The organism is Hoeflea sp., assembly GCF_039975035.1.
Lineage (GTDB): Bacteria > Pseudomonadota > Alphaproteobacteria > Rhizobiales > Rhizobiaceae > Hoeflea.
Genome location: NZ_JBDWHW010000012.1, coordinates 20341 through 35872, shown reverse-complemented (window position 1 = coordinate 35872; position 15532 = coordinate 20341). Strand labels below are relative to the sequence as shown.

General features: G+C 58.3%; 16 protein-coding genes. 11 read left to right on the top strand and 5 right to left on the bottom strand.

All coding sequences use genetic code 11. From position 1 onward, the window contains the following. Nucleotides 1-104: 104 nt before the first annotated feature. The 6 genes from ABJN75_RS01035 (at nt 105) to ABJN75_RS01010 (ending at nt 6785) form a co-directional block, all read left to right on the top strand. On the top strand, nt 105-2432 hold the full coding sequence (locus tag ABJN75_RS01035) for an EAL domain-containing protein (protein WP_348435986.1): 2328 nt from the start codon (nt 105-107) through the stop codon (nt 2430-2432). A gap of 203 nt (nt 2433-2635) precedes the next feature. Beyond that, complete coding sequence (locus ABJN75_RS01030) at nt 2636-3370, top strand: acetyltransferase (RefSeq protein ID WP_348435984.1); 735 nt, start codon at nt 2636-2638, stop codon at nt 3368-3370. Between the two features lie 132 nt (nt 3371-3502). Beyond that, the gene (locus ABJN75_RS01025; protein WP_348435982.1) at nt 3503-3727 is read left to right on the top strand and encodes an aa3-type cytochrome c oxidase subunit IV; all 225 of its coding nucleotides are present in this window, start codon (nt 3503-3505) and stop codon (nt 3725-3727) included. A 79-nt stretch (nt 3728-3806) separates the two neighbouring features. Next, entirely contained in the window at nt 3807-4958 is a 1152-nt protein-coding gene (locus ABJN75_RS01020) for a Re/Si-specific NAD(P)(+) transhydrogenase subunit alpha (RefSeq protein ID WP_348435980.1), read from the top strand. Next, entirely contained in the window at nt 4958-5377 is a 420-nt protein-coding gene (locus ABJN75_RS01015) for an NAD(P) transhydrogenase subunit alpha (RefSeq protein WP_348435978.1), read from the top strand. Before ABJN75_RS01020 ends, ABJN75_RS01015 begins: the two co-directional genes overlap by 1 nt. 10 nt (nt 5378-5387) lie before the next feature. Further along, nucleotides 5388-6785 carry an NAD(P)(+) transhydrogenase (Re/Si-specific) subunit beta gene (locus tag ABJN75_RS01010; protein WP_348435976.1) on the top strand — a complete coding sequence of 466 codons (1398 nt, stop codon included), beginning with the start codon at nt 5388-5390 and terminating at the stop codon, nt 6783-6785. Nucleotides 6786-6865: 80 nt separating this feature from the next. Here ABJN75_RS01010 and ABJN75_RS01005 read toward each other — a convergent pair whose 3' ends face one another. The 4 genes from ABJN75_RS01005 to ABJN75_RS00990 all read right to left on the bottom strand — a co-directional run bounded on the left by ABJN75_RS01005 (nt 6866) and on the right by ABJN75_RS00990 (nt 9268). Next, on the bottom strand, nt 6866-7366 hold the full coding sequence (locus ABJN75_RS01005; RefSeq protein WP_348435974.1) for a DUF992 domain-containing protein: 501 nt from the start codon (nt 7364-7366) through the stop codon (nt 6866-6868). Between the two features lie 444 nt (nt 7367-7810). Further along, nucleotides 7811-8671, bottom strand: coding sequence for a tetratricopeptide repeat protein (locus ABJN75_RS01000; protein ID WP_348436016.1), 861 nt, complete (start codon nt 8669-8671; stop codon nt 7811-7813). A gap of 122 nt (nt 8672-8793) precedes the next feature. Then, entirely contained in the window at nt 8794-9084 is a 291-nt protein-coding gene (gene rpsU / locus ABJN75_RS00995) for a 30S ribosomal protein S21 (protein WP_348435972.1), read from the bottom strand. After that, the gene (locus ABJN75_RS00990; RefSeq protein WP_348436020.1) at nt 9029-9268 is read right to left on the bottom strand and encodes a hypothetical protein; all 240 of its coding nucleotides are present in this window, start codon (nt 9266-9268) and stop codon (nt 9029-9031) included. The genes rpsU and ABJN75_RS00990 overlap by 56 nt, the downstream gene beginning before the upstream one ends. 94 nt (nt 9269-9362) lie before the next feature. Between ABJN75_RS00990 and ABJN75_RS00985 the strand changes: the two genes are divergently transcribed. Genes ABJN75_RS00985 through ABJN75_RS00965 form a run of 5 tightly spaced genes read left to right on the top strand, consistent with a single transcriptional unit; the run spans nt 9363 to nt 14862 of the window. Continuing rightward, nucleotides 9363-10616, top strand: coding sequence for a sarcosine oxidase subunit beta family protein (locus ABJN75_RS00985; protein WP_348435970.1), 1254 nt, complete (start codon nt 9363-9365; stop codon nt 10614-10616). Nucleotides 10617-10627: 11 nt separating this feature from the next. Continuing rightward, nucleotides 10628-10984, top strand: coding sequence for a cupin domain-containing protein (locus tag ABJN75_RS00980; protein ID WP_348435968.1), 357 nt, complete (start codon nt 10628-10630; stop codon nt 10982-10984). Between the two features lie 14 nt (nt 10985-10998). Then, on the top strand, nt 10999-11322 hold the full coding sequence (locus ABJN75_RS00975; RefSeq protein WP_348435966.1) for a sarcosine oxidase subunit delta: 324 nt from the start codon (nt 10999-11001) through the stop codon (nt 11320-11322). Next, the gene (locus ABJN75_RS00970) at nt 11319-14315 is read left to right on the top strand and encodes a sarcosine oxidase subunit alpha (RefSeq protein ID WP_348435964.1); all 2997 of its coding nucleotides are present in this window, start codon (nt 11319-11321) and stop codon (nt 14313-14315) included. The genes ABJN75_RS00975 and ABJN75_RS00970 overlap by 4 nt, the downstream gene beginning before the upstream one ends. After that, on the top strand, nt 14308-14862 hold the full coding sequence (locus ABJN75_RS00965; RefSeq protein ID WP_348435962.1) for a sarcosine oxidase subunit gamma: 555 nt from the start codon (nt 14308-14310) through the stop codon (nt 14860-14862). Before ABJN75_RS00970 ends, ABJN75_RS00965 begins: the two co-directional genes overlap by 8 nt. Nucleotides 14863-14996: 134 nt before the next feature. On the opposite strand, the gene ABJN75_RS00960 is transcribed toward ABJN75_RS00965, so the two are convergent. Next, nucleotides 14997-15485: a MaoC family dehydratase gene (locus ABJN75_RS00960; RefSeq protein WP_348435960.1), complete on the bottom strand. Its 489-nt coding sequence runs from the start codon at nt 15483-15485 to the stop codon at nt 14997-14999. Nucleotides 15486-15532 lie beyond the last annotated feature (47 nt).

The window sequence follows — 15532 nt, the reverse complement described above, 5'->3', positions numbered from 1 at the left end:
GAAACAGGGGTTGTGAAGGATTCAGGGCTGAAATCCGTCTGTGATAAATCTGTTCTTAATTTCCGTTTGTTAGGTTGCCGTCTTGAATTCAAGGACAGGTGTTCATGCAAGCGGCAGACAACACAGCATTCGCGGATGACGTCCGTCTTTCCTTCGTGGCCTCGCTTTATCAAAAGCGGGGCACGTTGTTTGCGGGCATGATCGCGCATGTGGTCACCACAATGGCGGTGTATCTGCGCATCGACGATCCGTTCTATCTTTACGCAGGATTCGCGCTTTTCATAATCTGGAATGGCCGCAATCTCGACATGATGCTCTTCGACAAGCAGGACAAAACCAAGTTTGGGCTTGCGGAAACGCTGCATTGGGAAAAACGGTATGTTGCGGGATCGCTGATCGCCGCTTTCGTGCTGGGTACGGTTTGCGGTCATGCGCTGGTGGTGGCGCAGGATCCGTTTGCGGAACTGGTGACAATCTCGGTGACATTGGCGACGATGATTTCTGTTGTCGGGCGGAATTTCGGTTCGCGGCTGAATGTCGACATGATCATCCTGGCTGCATGCCTTCCCATATTGGCCGGTCTTGTGATGGCCAGGGACCCCTATATGGGGTTGATGGCGGTTTTGCTGCTGCCGCTGTTTCTTACCACGCGCTCCATGGCAAATGGCGTCCGGGATTTTCTGTTCAACGCAGTGACCGCCGAACGAAAAGCTTCCGAGATTGCTGAACGGTTCGACACAGCACTCAACAACATGTCGCATGGATTGTTCATGCTTGATGGCGACGGACGGATCGAGGTTGCAAACCGCAAAGCCCGCGAATTTTTCAATGTCGATCCAAACATCGACCTCAGCGGGCGGATACTGAAAGCCGCGCTGCGGCTCAGCGCCCGCAATGGTGTGATTGCACGAGAAAATTTCGCCCAGATCAACGAGCATCTCGATCGCCTGATAAATGGGCAGGAAGACCGCTCGCTGGTGCGTCTGGACAAGAACTCCTGGCTTGAATTCAGTGCGCGTCATCGCGGCGAAAAGGGCGTGGTTCTCATATTCGAAGACGTGTCGGCCCGTATTCAGTCGGAAAAGCGCATTTTGCACATGGCGCGTTTTGACAGCCTGACCGAATTGCCAAACCGCTCCTGGTTCAAGGATATTGTGGCGGCAAAAATTGCAAAGGCGAGACCGGACCAGAAGCTGGCGCTCGCGGTTCTGGATATCGACGACTTCAAGCATGTCAACGACACGATGGGTCACCTCAGCGGCGACAAGTTGCTGAGCGCGATTGCCAACCGGCTTCGCTCGCTTTCGCGGCAGAAATTTGTGATCTCCCGGTTCGGGGGTGACGAGTTCGTGCTGTTTCTTCCCGATCTGGAAGATCTGCCGGATCTGAACAGAACCATGGACCACGTCATCGACACGTTGCGCGGCACTTACATGATTGATGGCCACAAGCTTTTCATAAGCTTGTCCGGCGGGGCCTCATTTGCGCCGGCGGTCCACGCGCAGATCGAGGATCTGCATATCCAGGCCGACCTTGCGCTGTACGAGGCCAAGCGACGTGACAAGAACCGCTGGACCCTGTTTGAAGAATCAATGGACAAGCAGTATTCCGAACGGCAACGGATGAAATCCGACCTTCGCGAAGCAATCCGTACCAACTCGATGGATTTGTTCTACCAGCCGATGTTCAATCCCGAGGGCAACCGGATCGCAGGCGCGGAAGCGTTGTCGCGCTGGAACCATCCCGAACTTGGCCCGATCTCGCCGGCTGATTATATCCCCCTGGCCGAGGAAATGGGGATCATCGGTGATTTGACACGCTGCGTAATCGAAAAGGCGGCGCGTGAATGCGCAACATGGCCCGGCCACCTCTTTGTCTCGGTAAATCTGTCGGCGCTCGATCTTGGAGACCGTGCGATCGTGTCAGTGATCGCCAACGCGCTTGATACCACCGGCCTGGCTCCCGAGCGGCTGCAACTGGAGATCACCGAGAGCGGCTTGATGAATGATCTGGAATCCGCGCGGGTGATCCTGACGGAGCTGCGCTCAATGGGAATGTCAATTGCCATTGACGATTTCGGAACGGGCTATTCAAGCCTGAGTTACCTCGACATGTTGCCGCTCAACAAGATCAAGATCGACCGGTCCTTCGTCAGCGATCTCGCCGCAGACACCCGAAAGTTGAAACTGCTGCGGGGCGTTGTCCATCTGGCGCGTGAGCTTGGGCTGGACGTGGTTGTCGAAGGTGTGGAGACAGAAGCTCAACTGGTTTTGATCCGCGAGAACAACTGCGCCGATCTGATCCAGGGCTATATTTTCGGAACTCCGATGCCCAAGGGCGCGTTCCGCGAACTGGTAGCGAAGCTGTCCAAACAGCACGCGGTTGCGCCCAATGAGCTGCTCCTGTCCAGTTCAGTGAATTCGGACCGCTAAAGCAGCCCCCCCGAAAACCAATCGCCAGGGCGTGACGTGAAATGTCTCCGGTGCTTTCTGACAGCCGGACTGTTTTCCTTGAGTTTTTGTCGATTTTGTTAACCATAATAGAGTGTTAATGGGGTCAGTGCGGTTCCGCGTGATTGATTAGTAGAAAATTAACGTTAAGATTTCCATGTATTCAATCATGGGACTTGTCATTGATGACGGCGGCAGCAGACAGGGTTTCGAGCTTCAGTGCCAGCGTGATGCGCTTGCTTGAGAGCATAGAGTATCGCCGGATCGATAACGCGGATGACCTCGAAGACGTGGCGCGCATCCGGTACAAGGCTTTCTCGATGGTTGGGCTGGCGCCGCAAAATGGCTCACTCCTGATCGATGAACTGGATTTCAAGCCCAATGCTCATGTGATGGGCATTTTCTTCGATGAGCAGCTTGTCTCGACCATTCGTGTCCATCATGTCACCGGTGCCCAACGCGACAGCGTCGCGGTTGCGCATTTTCCCGATGTGATGAATCCGCTTCTGGATGCGGGCAAGACCTTCATTGATCCGGTCCGGTTTGCCGCGGATCCCGAGATCATGCGTGAATACCCGGCCTTGCCCTACCTGACCCTGCGGGTCGCAACCATGGCGACCGTTTATTTCGATGTCGATTACTGCCTTTCGGTAATCAAGCCGAACCATCGTGCTTTTTACAAACGCGTGTTTCAATCCATCGAACTTACGGAGCCGCGGTATTTCGAGCGCTATAACAGCAATATCGAACTGCATGCAGCCAATGCGGAGGAGCTCAAAAGAACGCTCTTCAACCGGTTTGCATTCTTCCGGTCGCAGCCGCATGAGCGCAGGATGATGTTCGCGCCTCGTGAAACCCTGGGGCAGACGCCGTTGACCATTCTTCCAACGGCGAGATACGCACTTCAGCAATCGAACTGAAGTAAGTCACCGGTCTTGCGGCAATTTAGATGTTGAGCGCAAACCACGGTCATGTTTGCGACGGCTTGTCCATTGCACATTGCGGGCGGTTTGTGTAATCCCTCGTTGAATTGTAAATTGGGGAGCTACAGCATGGCTGAACAGATGAACGGTCCTGTCGAAACCGGTGCTGCGATGGATTATTCCGAGCACGACAAAACTTATGCAATGTTCCTTGCCGGAGCGAAATATGGCACGATCACCCTCGTGGCGCTGATGATCGCCATGGCGATCTTCTTCTTTACCGGCGCGGGAGGCATTGTCAGCTTCCTGTCGTTCTTTGTTCTCAGCATCGGCGGTGGTTGGCTCGCGCGCTGATACCGACGCCACCGACCGGGCCGGTTCCTGAATGAACCGCCCGACCCATCCAATCCGCATTTACAGAGGAGGGGCTCTCTTGGGCACCACCGTTTTTGTAGCCAAAGAGTCTGATTCTCTTGAATCTCGCGTCGCCGCATCGCCGGAGACAGTCAAGAAAATGACAGCAATCGGGCTAGACGTCATTGTCCAGAAAGGCGCCGGTGACAAATCCCGGATCGCCGACGCGGATTTTGTTGCAGCCGGTGCAAAGACCGGAACCGCAACTGACGCCAAGAAGGCCGATATTGTGCTGCGTGTGCGGCGTCCCGCGAGCACTGAGATCAAGTCGCTCAGGTCCGGCGCCATCGTGCTTGCGCAGATGGACCCCTACGGCAATGAGAAAGCGCTGGCGGAACTTGCAAAGGCCGGAGTTACCAGCTTCGCCATGGAACTGATGCCCCGCATCACGCGGGCGCAGTCGATGGACGTTCTGTCGTCTCAGGCAAACCTTGCAGGCTATCAGGCAGTCATCGAAGCCGCCCATGTCTTTGACAGGGCGATGCCGATGATGATGACCGCGGCAGGAACCGTGCCGGCCGCGAAAGTCTTCGTGATGGGAGCCGGAGTTGCAGGTTTGCAGGCAATCGCCACGGCCCGCCGTCTCGGTGCTGCGGTTTCGGCCACGGATGTGCGTCCGGCCGCCAAGGAGCAGGTGGCTTCGCTCGGCGCAAAATTTATCGCGGTTGAAGACGACGAGTTCAAGGCCGCCGAGACATCCGGCGGTTACGCCAAGGAAATGTCGAAGGAATACCAGGCCAAACAGGCGGCCTTGGTGGCGGATCACATCTCCAAGCAGGACATCGTCATTACCACGGCACTGATTCCCGGACGCCCCGCGCCGAAGCTGATATCCCGCGACATGCTCAAGAGCATGCGCCTTGGGTCGGTTGCGGTCGATCTGGCGGTTGAGCGTGGCGGCAATATCGAGGGCGCAAAGCCCGGAGATACAGTCACCGTCGACGGCGTCACCGTAATCGGAATTCTCAATATGGCCGGCCAGATCGCTGCAAGTGCGTCGCTGCTTTACGCCAAGAATCTGCTGACCTTCCTCGACACAATGATCGACAAGGAAACCAAGACGGTTTCGGTCAATCTCGACGACGAGTTGGTCAAGGCAACGGCGCTGACCCATGGCGGCGCGGTCATTCATCCCGCATTTGGCGGCGAAACCAGCAAGGGAGCAGCATGATGGCGGGTTCCGCACTTGATAGCGCGCTTGAAACTCTCGAACAGGCGGTCTCCGCGGTTCGTACGGCAGCCGAAAGCGCCGGTCCTGCCGGTGATGGCGTAGCGGCTGCGGTGCACGCGGCCAGCGGTGGGGCAATCGACCCCTTCATTTTCCAGTTTGCGATTTTCGTGCTGGCGATTTTCGTTGGCTACTATGTGGTCTGGTCGGTGACCCCGGCCTTGCACACACCGTTGATGGCGGTGACCAATGCGATCTCCTCGGTGATCGTGGTTGGTGCGCTGCTCGCGGTAGGCGCATCGCTTTCAGGCTGGGCGACCGGATTTGGATTCGTTGCGTTGATGCTGGCCTCGGTCAATATCTTTGGCGGCTTCCTCGTCACCCAGCGCATGCTGGCCATGTACAAGAAAAAAGAGAAGTGAGGCCCGGCTGATGTCAGAAAACTTTGCCGCATTCGCCTACCTCGTTTCGGGCGTTCTTTTCATCATGGCGCTCAGGGGCCTGTCACACCCGACCACAAGCCGGCAGGGCAATACCTACGGTATGGTCGGCATGGCTATCGCCATTGTCACGACGCTGCTGCTGGCCAAACCCTCATTTGGCGGGTTTGCACTGATTGTCACCGGCCTTGCCATCGGGGGTGGCGCGGGGGCCTATATCGCCCGCAAGATCGCCATGACCTCCATGCCTCAGCTTGTTGCGGGTTTCCACAGCTTGGTTGGCCTTGCTGCCGTGCTGGTGGCAGCCGCGGCGCTTTATTCGCCGCATGCATTTGGCATTGGCGAAGTTGGGGAAATCCACGCGCAGGCGCTGGTCGAGATGTCATTGGGCGTCGCCATCGGCGCGATCACCTTCACCGGATCGATCATTGCTTTTCTCAAGCTTGACGGACGCATGTCGGGCAAGCCGATCATGCTGCCGATGCGGCATTTCATCAACGCGGCACTGGCAATTGGAATTGTCCTGCTCGTCGGCGTGCTGGTGGCAACGGAAAGCTACACCGTATTCTGGCTGGTCGTGGTTCTGTCACTGGCCCTTGGTGTCCTGATCATCGTACCGATTGGCGGGGCCGACATGCCGGTTGTCGTGTCGATGCTGAACTCCTACTCGGGGTGGGCTGCGGCCGGCATCGGTTTTACGCTGGGCAATCTGGCGTTGATCATTACCGGGGCGCTGGTCGGATCTTCGGGCGCAATCCTGTCCTACATCATGTGCAAGGGCATGAACCGGTCGTTCATTGCCGTGATCCTCGGCGGATTTGGTGGTGATACCGCGGCTGCCGGCGACGACGATATCGATCGATCGGTCAAGCTCGGTTCCGCTGATGATGCCGCCTTCCTGATGGCCAATGCGTCGAAAGTGATCATCGTGCCCGGATACGGCATGGCGGTGGCTCAGGCGCAGCATGCCACCCGCGAGCTCGCCGACAAGCTCAAGGAACACGGTGTCGAGGTTAAATACGCCATTCACCCGGTTGCAGGCCGGATGCCCGGACATATGAACGTGCTGCTGGCGGAAGCCAATGTGCCTTATGACGAAGTCTTCGAACTTGAAGACATCAATTCCGAATTCGCCCAAGCCGATGTGGCCTATGTGATTGGTGCCAATGACGTGACCAATCCGGCGGCACGCGATGACAAATCATCGCCGATCTACGGAATGCCGATCCTTGATGTCGACAAGGCGCGTACCTGCCTGTTCGTCAAGCGTTCACTCGGGTCGGGGTATGCCGGGATCGACAACACGCTGTTTTACAAGGACAGCACGATGATGCTGCTCGGCGACGCAAAAAAGATGACCGACGATATCGTCAAGGCGATCGATCATTGACAGCGTCATTCTTGTATTAATATGAAACCGGCCCGGATCGAAAATCCGGGCCGGTTTCGTTTTTGAGATCAGGTCTGCGGTTAGTCAGCTGCCGAACGCAGCTGCAATTCGGCAACCGCAACGGCGACATTAACACCTTCCTGTGCCTGCACGCTGACCGGCTGCAGCGATATGGTATCTTGCGACCCGCCGACCAAAAGGTTTACGCCAGCGCCTGCCGCTGCCGAAGCCTCCGCCGAAACACCGGTGTAGTCACCTGCAAACGAGCCCGGCTGGTATTCGTAATCGGTGGTGGGAGCGAGAACGATCCACTCTATAATCGTCGTTCCGGTCACTCCGATATCAATGCCATATTTGTTGATCACACCAAAATAGGCGTCCTTCGGCTGATCCTCGTTTGCCGGTGTGAACTCGCACGACAGGTCTTTGGAAGAGCCGAAAACGAAACCGGCGCCACCTTCCACGACACATTCCAGCAGACCCAGTTCAACGCTGTCAGCCTTGGAAGGTACAGTTGCGGCACCGAGGGCAACGGTTGCAATGAGAGCTGCAGCGGCGGCGGATTTTGTCTTGTTGATCATGATTGAACTCGCTTTCTGGATAATTGGTTCGCCACGACAACGGGTTGGAGCGCCAGATGTTCCGTATTGGCGGGGTTTTATCGCCTGTGCGGCGCCGTGCCTGGGGGAAGACGCAATCATTGTCGCGCCTGAGGGGCTTCCCTGGAAACGCCATCGACACGGGTGACGGCCCGCCTTCGTCTGTTGCCACAGCCGCCAACAGCCAAGGCTCTTCCTCGCGATTGCCATGAGGTAGTCAGGGTTTCTTGTGGATGTCATCTGGAACCGTCCTGGAACACCGTAGCGCGGCTATTCCAGTCTCCTAACTCCGCCTGGAACGGACTGCCTGCCGGAAACTCAGGTCTAACGCGCGTCGCATTCAGACGGATTCGGGTGACGCGCGACAGCTCTTTGTTTCTGCCTGTCGCTATCGCAAAACCGCGGGGCACTTTTGCGCGACATGCATTAGCCGCCGCGGACGCGGGCAAGGCCATCTATCGCCGGGCGGTATTTGGGATCAAGCTGCGCCGCGCGCGCATAGGATTTCGATGCACGTTTCTTGTCGCCGCGACGTTCATAGATCAGGGCCTGGTTTGCCCAGGATTCGGCGATGCGCTGGTTCAGTTCAACGGCGCGATTGAAATCGGCGAAGGCGTTGTCATCGTCGTTGAGAGCAACATAGGAGATGCCGCGGCCGTTGTAGGGCTCGGGCGAATTGGGCGCCAGCGAGATGGCCGTCGAGAAATCCTCGATCGCTTGCGGATGCTGCCCGCGCAACTGCTTGATCAAACCGCGATTGTGGTAGGCGCGCGGATCGGTCGTCTGCAGATTGATAGCACGATTGTAATCGGTCACCGCCTCATTCATCCGGCCGGCCTGGCGATAGAGATTGCCCCGCCCGATATAGGCGACATCGTAGCGCGGGTTGATCTGCAGGGCGCGATTGTAGTCGTTGGCGGCGTCAGCAACATTCCCCATCGACCGGTTGATCAGCGCGCGATTGGCGTATGCCTGATAGAATGACGGGTTAAGCTGGATGGCACGGTTGAAATCATCCAGCGCATTTCGGAATTGCCCGGACCTGCCATAGGCTGCGCCGCGCACATTGTAACCCTCGGGGTCATTCGGATTGCGGCGGATTACATCGGTAAGCGACGAGATGTTCTCGTTCGTGCCCTGGGCCTTATCGATCGAGATCGCATCGATCGGCGATGTGGTCGAGCACCCCGACACTGCAATGGCGATTGCAGACACAGCAGCCAGCACCAGCGCTCGAGCGGCGTTTGTTGCCCGGTCTCTTGTTTCGATAGCCGCAATCAAACGCATCACTTGTGCCCCAATTCGTTCATTCGAGAACCACCCGATCAGCCACATTGAAAAAGGCGGAGACGAATCATCGCCTCCGCCTCACAATCATGCAACCCCAAAAGGGCTAAAAAACGGCTCGATCAGCGGCTGGCAGCCGGACGGCCACCGCCGATAAGACCTTCACGCTGGGCGCGCTTACGGGCCAGCTTGCGAACACGGCGAACGGCTTCGGCCTTTTCACGTGCGCGCTTCTGCGATGGCTTCTCGTAAAAATCACGCATCTTCATTTCGCGGAAAATGCCTTCGCGCTGCATTTTCTTCTTGAGAGCGCGGAGCGCCTGATCGACATTGTTATCGCGGACAAGTACCTGCACGTTAATCCCGTTCCTTCGAGTTTTCGGTTGGTTGAAACAACCTTGGCAAACAAACAATTCCCATTCGTTCGGCCATGGGCGTTACGATTGGTTGGGCAAATACCAGTTCCAGAGCCGCAAGTCCAGTCCCAGGCAGCTTGACAATGGATGCTTCGGGGTATTTTTCATCTTCTCCAGGGTATGCCGGATTGGCCGTACCGATCAATCCGGGGCCTGTGACAAAACGCAGTGCGACATTCATGGCCTTTCTGAAGTCGCAAAAGAGCCGATGTGGGCCCGATGAATTTGCTCTTGCTTGCCTGAAGACGACCCGAACCGTTTGGAGCCATAGAGCCATGCGCAAGTATTCTGTTTTTGCCGTTGCCCGTGAGGCAATGCGCGGCCACAAGGGCTGGCCCGCGCAGTGGACCTCGCCAGAGCCGCGAAAAGAATATGATGTCATTATCGTTGGCGCGGGAGGGCACGGTCTTGGCACAGCTTATTATCTCGCCAAGGAACATGGCATCACCAATATCGCAGTGATCGAGAAGGGTTGGCTTGGCGGCGGCAACACTGGTCGCAACACCACGATCATCCGTTCCAATTACCTCTATGACGAGAGCGCCGGACTTTATGATCATGCTCTCAAGCTCTGGGACGGCTTGTCCCAGGAGATCAATTACAATGTGATGTATTCGGCGCGCGGCGTGATGATGCTGTCTCACAACGTGCATGACACGCAGGTGTTCAAGCGGCACATCCATGCCAATCGGCTCAACGGTATCGATAATGAATGGCTGACGCCGGAGCAGGCCAAGGCCTTTTGTCCTCCGCTCAACATACATCAGTCTGCGCGCTACCCCGTGGCTGGCGCCGCGTTGCAACGGCGAGGTGGCACGGCGCGGCACGATGCAGTGGCCTGGGGCTACGCGCGGGCCGCCGCGGCCATGGGCGTGCATATCATTCAGAATTGCGAAGTCACCGGCATACGCCGCTCGGCGGATGGATCGGTGTCGGGCGTTGACACCAGTCGCGGCGTCATCGGGGCCAAGAAGGTTGGCGTGGTTGCGGCGGGGCACACTTCGGTGATCATGGAGATGGCCGGAGTTCGCATGCCGCTCGAAAGCTATCCCTTGCAGGCGCTGGTGTCCGAACCGGTCAAGCCGATCTTTCCCTGTGTGGTCATGTCCAACACGGTGCATGCCTATATTTCGCAGTCGGACAAGGGTGAACTGGTGATCGGTGCGGGCACCGATCAGTACACCTCCTATTCGCAGACCGGCGGATTGCACATTCTCAGCCACACGCTCGACGCAATCTGCGAGATGTTCCCGATCTTCACCCGAATGAAGATGCTGCGCACCTGGGGCGGCATTGTCGATGTGACGCCGGACCGGTCGCCGATCCTGTCGAAGACCCCGATCAAGGGTCTTTACGTGAATTGCGGCTGGGGCACCGGCGGATTCAAGGCGACCCCGGGTTCGGCCAATGTGTTCGCCCACACCATCGCCCGAGACGAGCCGCACAAGATCAACGCGCCGTTCACGCTGGAACGCTTCAAGACCGGGCGGCTGATCGATGAGGCGGCGGCTGCGGCCGTGGCGCACTAGGGATACGAGTGATGCCTGAAACCCCCATCAACCTGCAGGAAAAGCTCGGCGGCTTTGACGATTTTTGGTCGCCGAAGATCGTTACGGCCTTCAACGGTCATGATGTGATGGTGGTCAAAGTCAATGGCGAGTTCAATTGGCACTCCCATCCTGACACCGATGATTTCTTTCTGGTGCTTTCGGGACGCCTGACCATCCAGATGCGGGATGGCGACGTGGTGCTCGGCCCGGGCGAGATGTATGTGGTGCCCAAGGGGGTCGAGCATTGCCCGCGCGCCGACGAGGAAACCCATCTTGTCATCATCGAGCCTGCCGGTACGCCCAATACCGGCGATCCTGAAACTGCCGTGATCAAAACCAAGATCTGACCAAGGACCAAGCGATGCTTCTGATCCATTGTCCCTACTGCCAGGAAGAAAGGCCCGAGCTCGAATTCCGAAACACGGGCGAGGCGCATATCGAGCGTCCCAAGGATATCGCCGCGATCAGCGACGAGGATTTCGAGAAGTTCTTTTTCATCCGGGCAAACCCCAAGGGTGTCACCTATGAGCGGTGGCGGCATATCCACGGCTGCGCCCGTTTCTTCAACGCCGTGCGGGATACGGTGAGTGACAGATTCGTCACCACCTACAAGGCCGGAGAACCACGGATCGAGGTGGAGCGTGGTGAGGATGGCATCTTGAAGATCAAGGGATCTGAACAATGAGCGGCGCGAACCGGATCAAGGGCAAGGGCCGACTGACGCCTGCCAGAACCCTGCGTTTTACATTCGATGGCAAGACATTGTCCGCGATCGAAGGCGATACGCTTGCCTCGGCGTTGATCGCCAACGGCATCCATCTGACGGGACGGTCGTTCAAGTACCACCGGCCACGCGGCATGCTGTCGGCGGGTCCCGAAGAGCCGAACGCGCTGATGGATGTCAGCCGCGACGCAAGCAGGCGGACGCCGAATGTGCGGGCCACCGTGCAGGAGGTTTTTGACGGATTGCGGGCAACATCGCAAAATCGCTGGCCGTCGCTGGCTTTCGATATCGGCGGGCTCAACAATCTTGCCTCCCCGTTTTTCGCCGCCGGCTTCTACTACAAGACATTCATGTGGCCGAAAGCCGCCTGGAAAAAGGTGTATGAGCCGATCATCCGTGCGGCTGCGGGTCTGGGTGTCGCGCCAAGCGAGCCGGATCCGGATCATTACGCCAACCATAATGTATATTGCGATGTTCTGGTGATCGGCGGCGGTGCGGCGGGATTGTCGGCGGCGCTGGCCGCTGCCCATGCCGGAGCACAGGTCATCCTGTGTGATGAGCAGCCGGAAACCGGAGGTGCGTTCCATCACGAGACCGGAGCGTTCCTTGACGGCGTGCCGGGCTGGGACTGGGCGCAGGCAGCGACTGCCGAACTCCGTGCCATGGACAATGTCCGGGTGCTGACCCGGACGACGGCGTTTGGCTATCAGGCGCAAAACCACGTAGCGCTTGTCGAGCGGGTGACAGAACATCTCGCCAATCCGGATTCGGCTTTGCCGCGCGAACGTCTGTGGCAGGTGCGCGCCAGGCAGGTGGTGATTGCAACCGGTGCGATCGAGCGACACATGGTGTTTGCCAACAATGACCGGCCCGGGATCATGCTGGCCTCGGCGGCACGAACATTTCTCAATCATTTCGGCGTCGCCGTGGGGTCTAAGGTCGGCGTCTACACGGCCTGCGATTCAGCATGGGCTGCGGCCTTCGATCTCAGGCAGGCCGGTGTCTCTGTGCCCGCAATTGTCGATGTACGCCCAGATCCGGATCCTGCGCTGCTGGCGCGCGCCAGGGAACTCGGTATCGAGGTCCTGGCCGGCCAGGCGGTTCTCGACACGTCCGGCAGCCTGCGCGTCAAGTCCATGAAGGTCGGCAAGGCCTCGGGCGGATCAACCCGGGACATTCCAGTCGACGCGCTGATCATGTCTGCCGGTTGGACGCCCTCGGTTCACATGTACTCGCAATCGCGCGGCAAGGTGGTCTGGGACGAGGCAAGCCAGCGCTTTCTTCCCGGCCGCCATGTTCAGGATTGCGTCAGCATCGGCGCCTGCAATGGTGTTGACGATCTGGGCGAGACGATTGCTGGTGCTGCCAAGGCCGGTCATTTGGCTGCCAAGGCCGCTGGCTCGAAGGTGAGAAAATCCTGGTCCGCGCCAAAGTCCGCGAGTGCCCCCTCATGGGCCGGAAGCATGATGGGCTCGGCCGGTGGCGCCGGGGCGGAGACGACAGTCAAGGCCTTTGTGGATTTCCAGAATGACGTAACCGCCAAGGATATCCGCCTGGCTGTGCGAGAGGGCATGCACTCGATCGAGCATGTCAAACGGTTCACCACCAATGGCATGGCCACCGATCAGGGCAAGACGTCCAACATCCATGGCCTGGCGATCGCAGCAGAGATGCTCGACAAGCCGCTGCCGCAGGTGGGGTTGACCACATTCCGCGCGCCCTACACGCCGGTGACTTTCGGCGCCATCGTCAATCATTCGCGTGGGGATCTGTTCGACCCGACACGGCGGACACCGATGCATGGCTGGGAAGAAGCCCATGGTGCAGTGTTCGAGGACGTGGGGCAGTGGAAGCGCGCCTGGTATTATCCGCGTGCCGGAGAGGACATGCACCAGGCCGTCAATCGCGAGTGCCGGACGGTGCGCGAGAGTGCGGGCATGTTCGACGCCACAACGCTTGGCAAGATCGAGGTTGTCGGTCCCGATGCGGCCGAGTTCCTCAATCTCATGTACACCAATGGCTGGGACAAATTGCAGCCGGGCCGCTGCAAATACGGCATCATGCTGCGCGAGGATGGCTTCATCTATGATGATGGTGTGGTTGGGCGGATGGCCGAGGACCGGTTCCATGTGACCACCACCACCGGCGGTGCGCCGCGGGTGATGCACCACATGGAAGATTATCTGCAAACCGAGTTTCCACATCTCAGGGTCTGGCTGACCTCGACGACGGAACAATGGGCGGTGATCGCGATCCAGGGTCCCAGGGCGCGCGAGATCATCGCGCCGCTGGTCGAAGGCATCGACCTTTCCAATGAAGCGATGCCGCATATGAGTGTGCGCGAGGGCAGGATCTGTGGCGTGCCGACGCGCCTGTTCCGGATGTCGTTTACCGGGGAGGCCGGTTTTGAGGTCAATGTGCCGGCCGATTACGGCGAAGCGGTATGGAAAGCGCTGTGGGCGCGGGCAGAGCCGATGGGCGCCTGTGCTTATGGAACCGAAACCATGCATGTGCTGCGCGCCGAAAAGGGCTACATCATTGTCGGTCAGGATACTGATGGCACGGTGACGCCCGATGACGCCGGCCTGAACTGGGCAGTGGCGAAGAAGAAGCCGGATTTTGTCGGTATTCGCGGAATGAAGCGGCCGGACCTGCTTACACCGGAACGAAAGCAACTGGTCGGGCTTCTCACCAAGGATCCCAACACCGTCCTGGAGGAAGGCGCTCAGGTTGTCGCGGATCCGAACCAGAGCGTGCCGATGACCATGATCGGTCATGTCACATCGTCCTACTGGTCGGAAAACTGCGGCCGGTCCATCGCCATGGGCGTGGTTGCCGGCGGCCGTTCGCTGAAGGGCAAGACGCTTTATGTGCCGATGCCCGAACGGACGATCGAAGTTGAAGTCACAGACACTGTTTTCATCGACAAAGAGGGAGTGCGCCTGAATGGCTAAATCCGCTCAAGCCGTCCGTTCCGAACCGCTTGCCGGGCGCGTCACCGGCGCCGCAGGCGTTCAGCTGACTCCGGCGGCGCCTGCTGCCCGCATTTCACTGCGCGCGGATCCGTCCGATGCAAGAGCATTGTCGCGGGCGCTCGGTCTCGATTTGCCGCTCAATCCGAAAACCTCCTCGAGCAACCGGCAGGGGCGGCTGGCCGCATGGCTTGGGCCGGACGAATGGCTGGTCATTGATGAAGCCGGCGATCCGGCAGCCGATCTGGGCAAAGTCAAAGTGCTGCATTCGGCGGTCGATATTTCCCACCGCAACACGGCGATCCTGGTTTCAGGAAAGGGCGCGCGCGCCACGCTGGAAGCAGGCTGCCCGCAAAACCTCAGCGATATGGCTTTCCCTGTCGGAGCGGCCAGCCGTACGGTTCTGGGCAAGATCGAGGTGGTGATCATCCGTAGTGGAGAAGCGGATTTCCGCGTCGAGTGCTGGCGTTCATTTTCGACTTATGTCTTCGACCTGCTGTCGGAAAGCGCCAGGGATTGTCTCGCCTGACGCCGGTTTCGTGTTGGGAAACAGGCACATCGGAACGCGCGGCAAATGCAGCTACCTGCTGATTGAGAGGTGGTGTCTTGCGATTGTGCGGAGGCGCAATGATGCGCTGGCCTTTGACCGTACCGCCCTGGCTTTCACTCTGCCTTGTTTGACCATATCTCCGGGTCAAACTGGATGATGGTCAACCACACGGCGGTCAGCGCCGGCTTCTTCACGCCTTCGATCTCGACGGTGACATCAAAGGTCATCATCAGTCTGCCGGGGCCGCGAAGCCGTGCTTCCCTGAGCACGAAACGGCCACGTATGCGGCTGCCTGCGGGCACCGGCGCCATGAACCTGATCTTGTTGAACCCGTAATTGATGCCGAAATTGTCCTCGCGCAATTTGGGCACCGTATTGGCATGCATTGCTGACAGCATGGAGAGGGTCAGAAACCCATGGGCAATGGTTCCGCCGAAGGGGGTTTCGGCAGCGCGAACCGGATCGACATGGATGAACTGATGATCGTCGGTGCCATCGGCGAAGGTATCAATGCGCGATTGCGGAATGTCCATCCATTCGGAGACGCCGACTTCCGAACCGACCAGATCCGGGATTTCAGTAATTGAGATCTCGCGTTGCACGGGAAGCCCCTTGTTTGAATGATGAACTGGCTCGCCAGTTTCTTAAT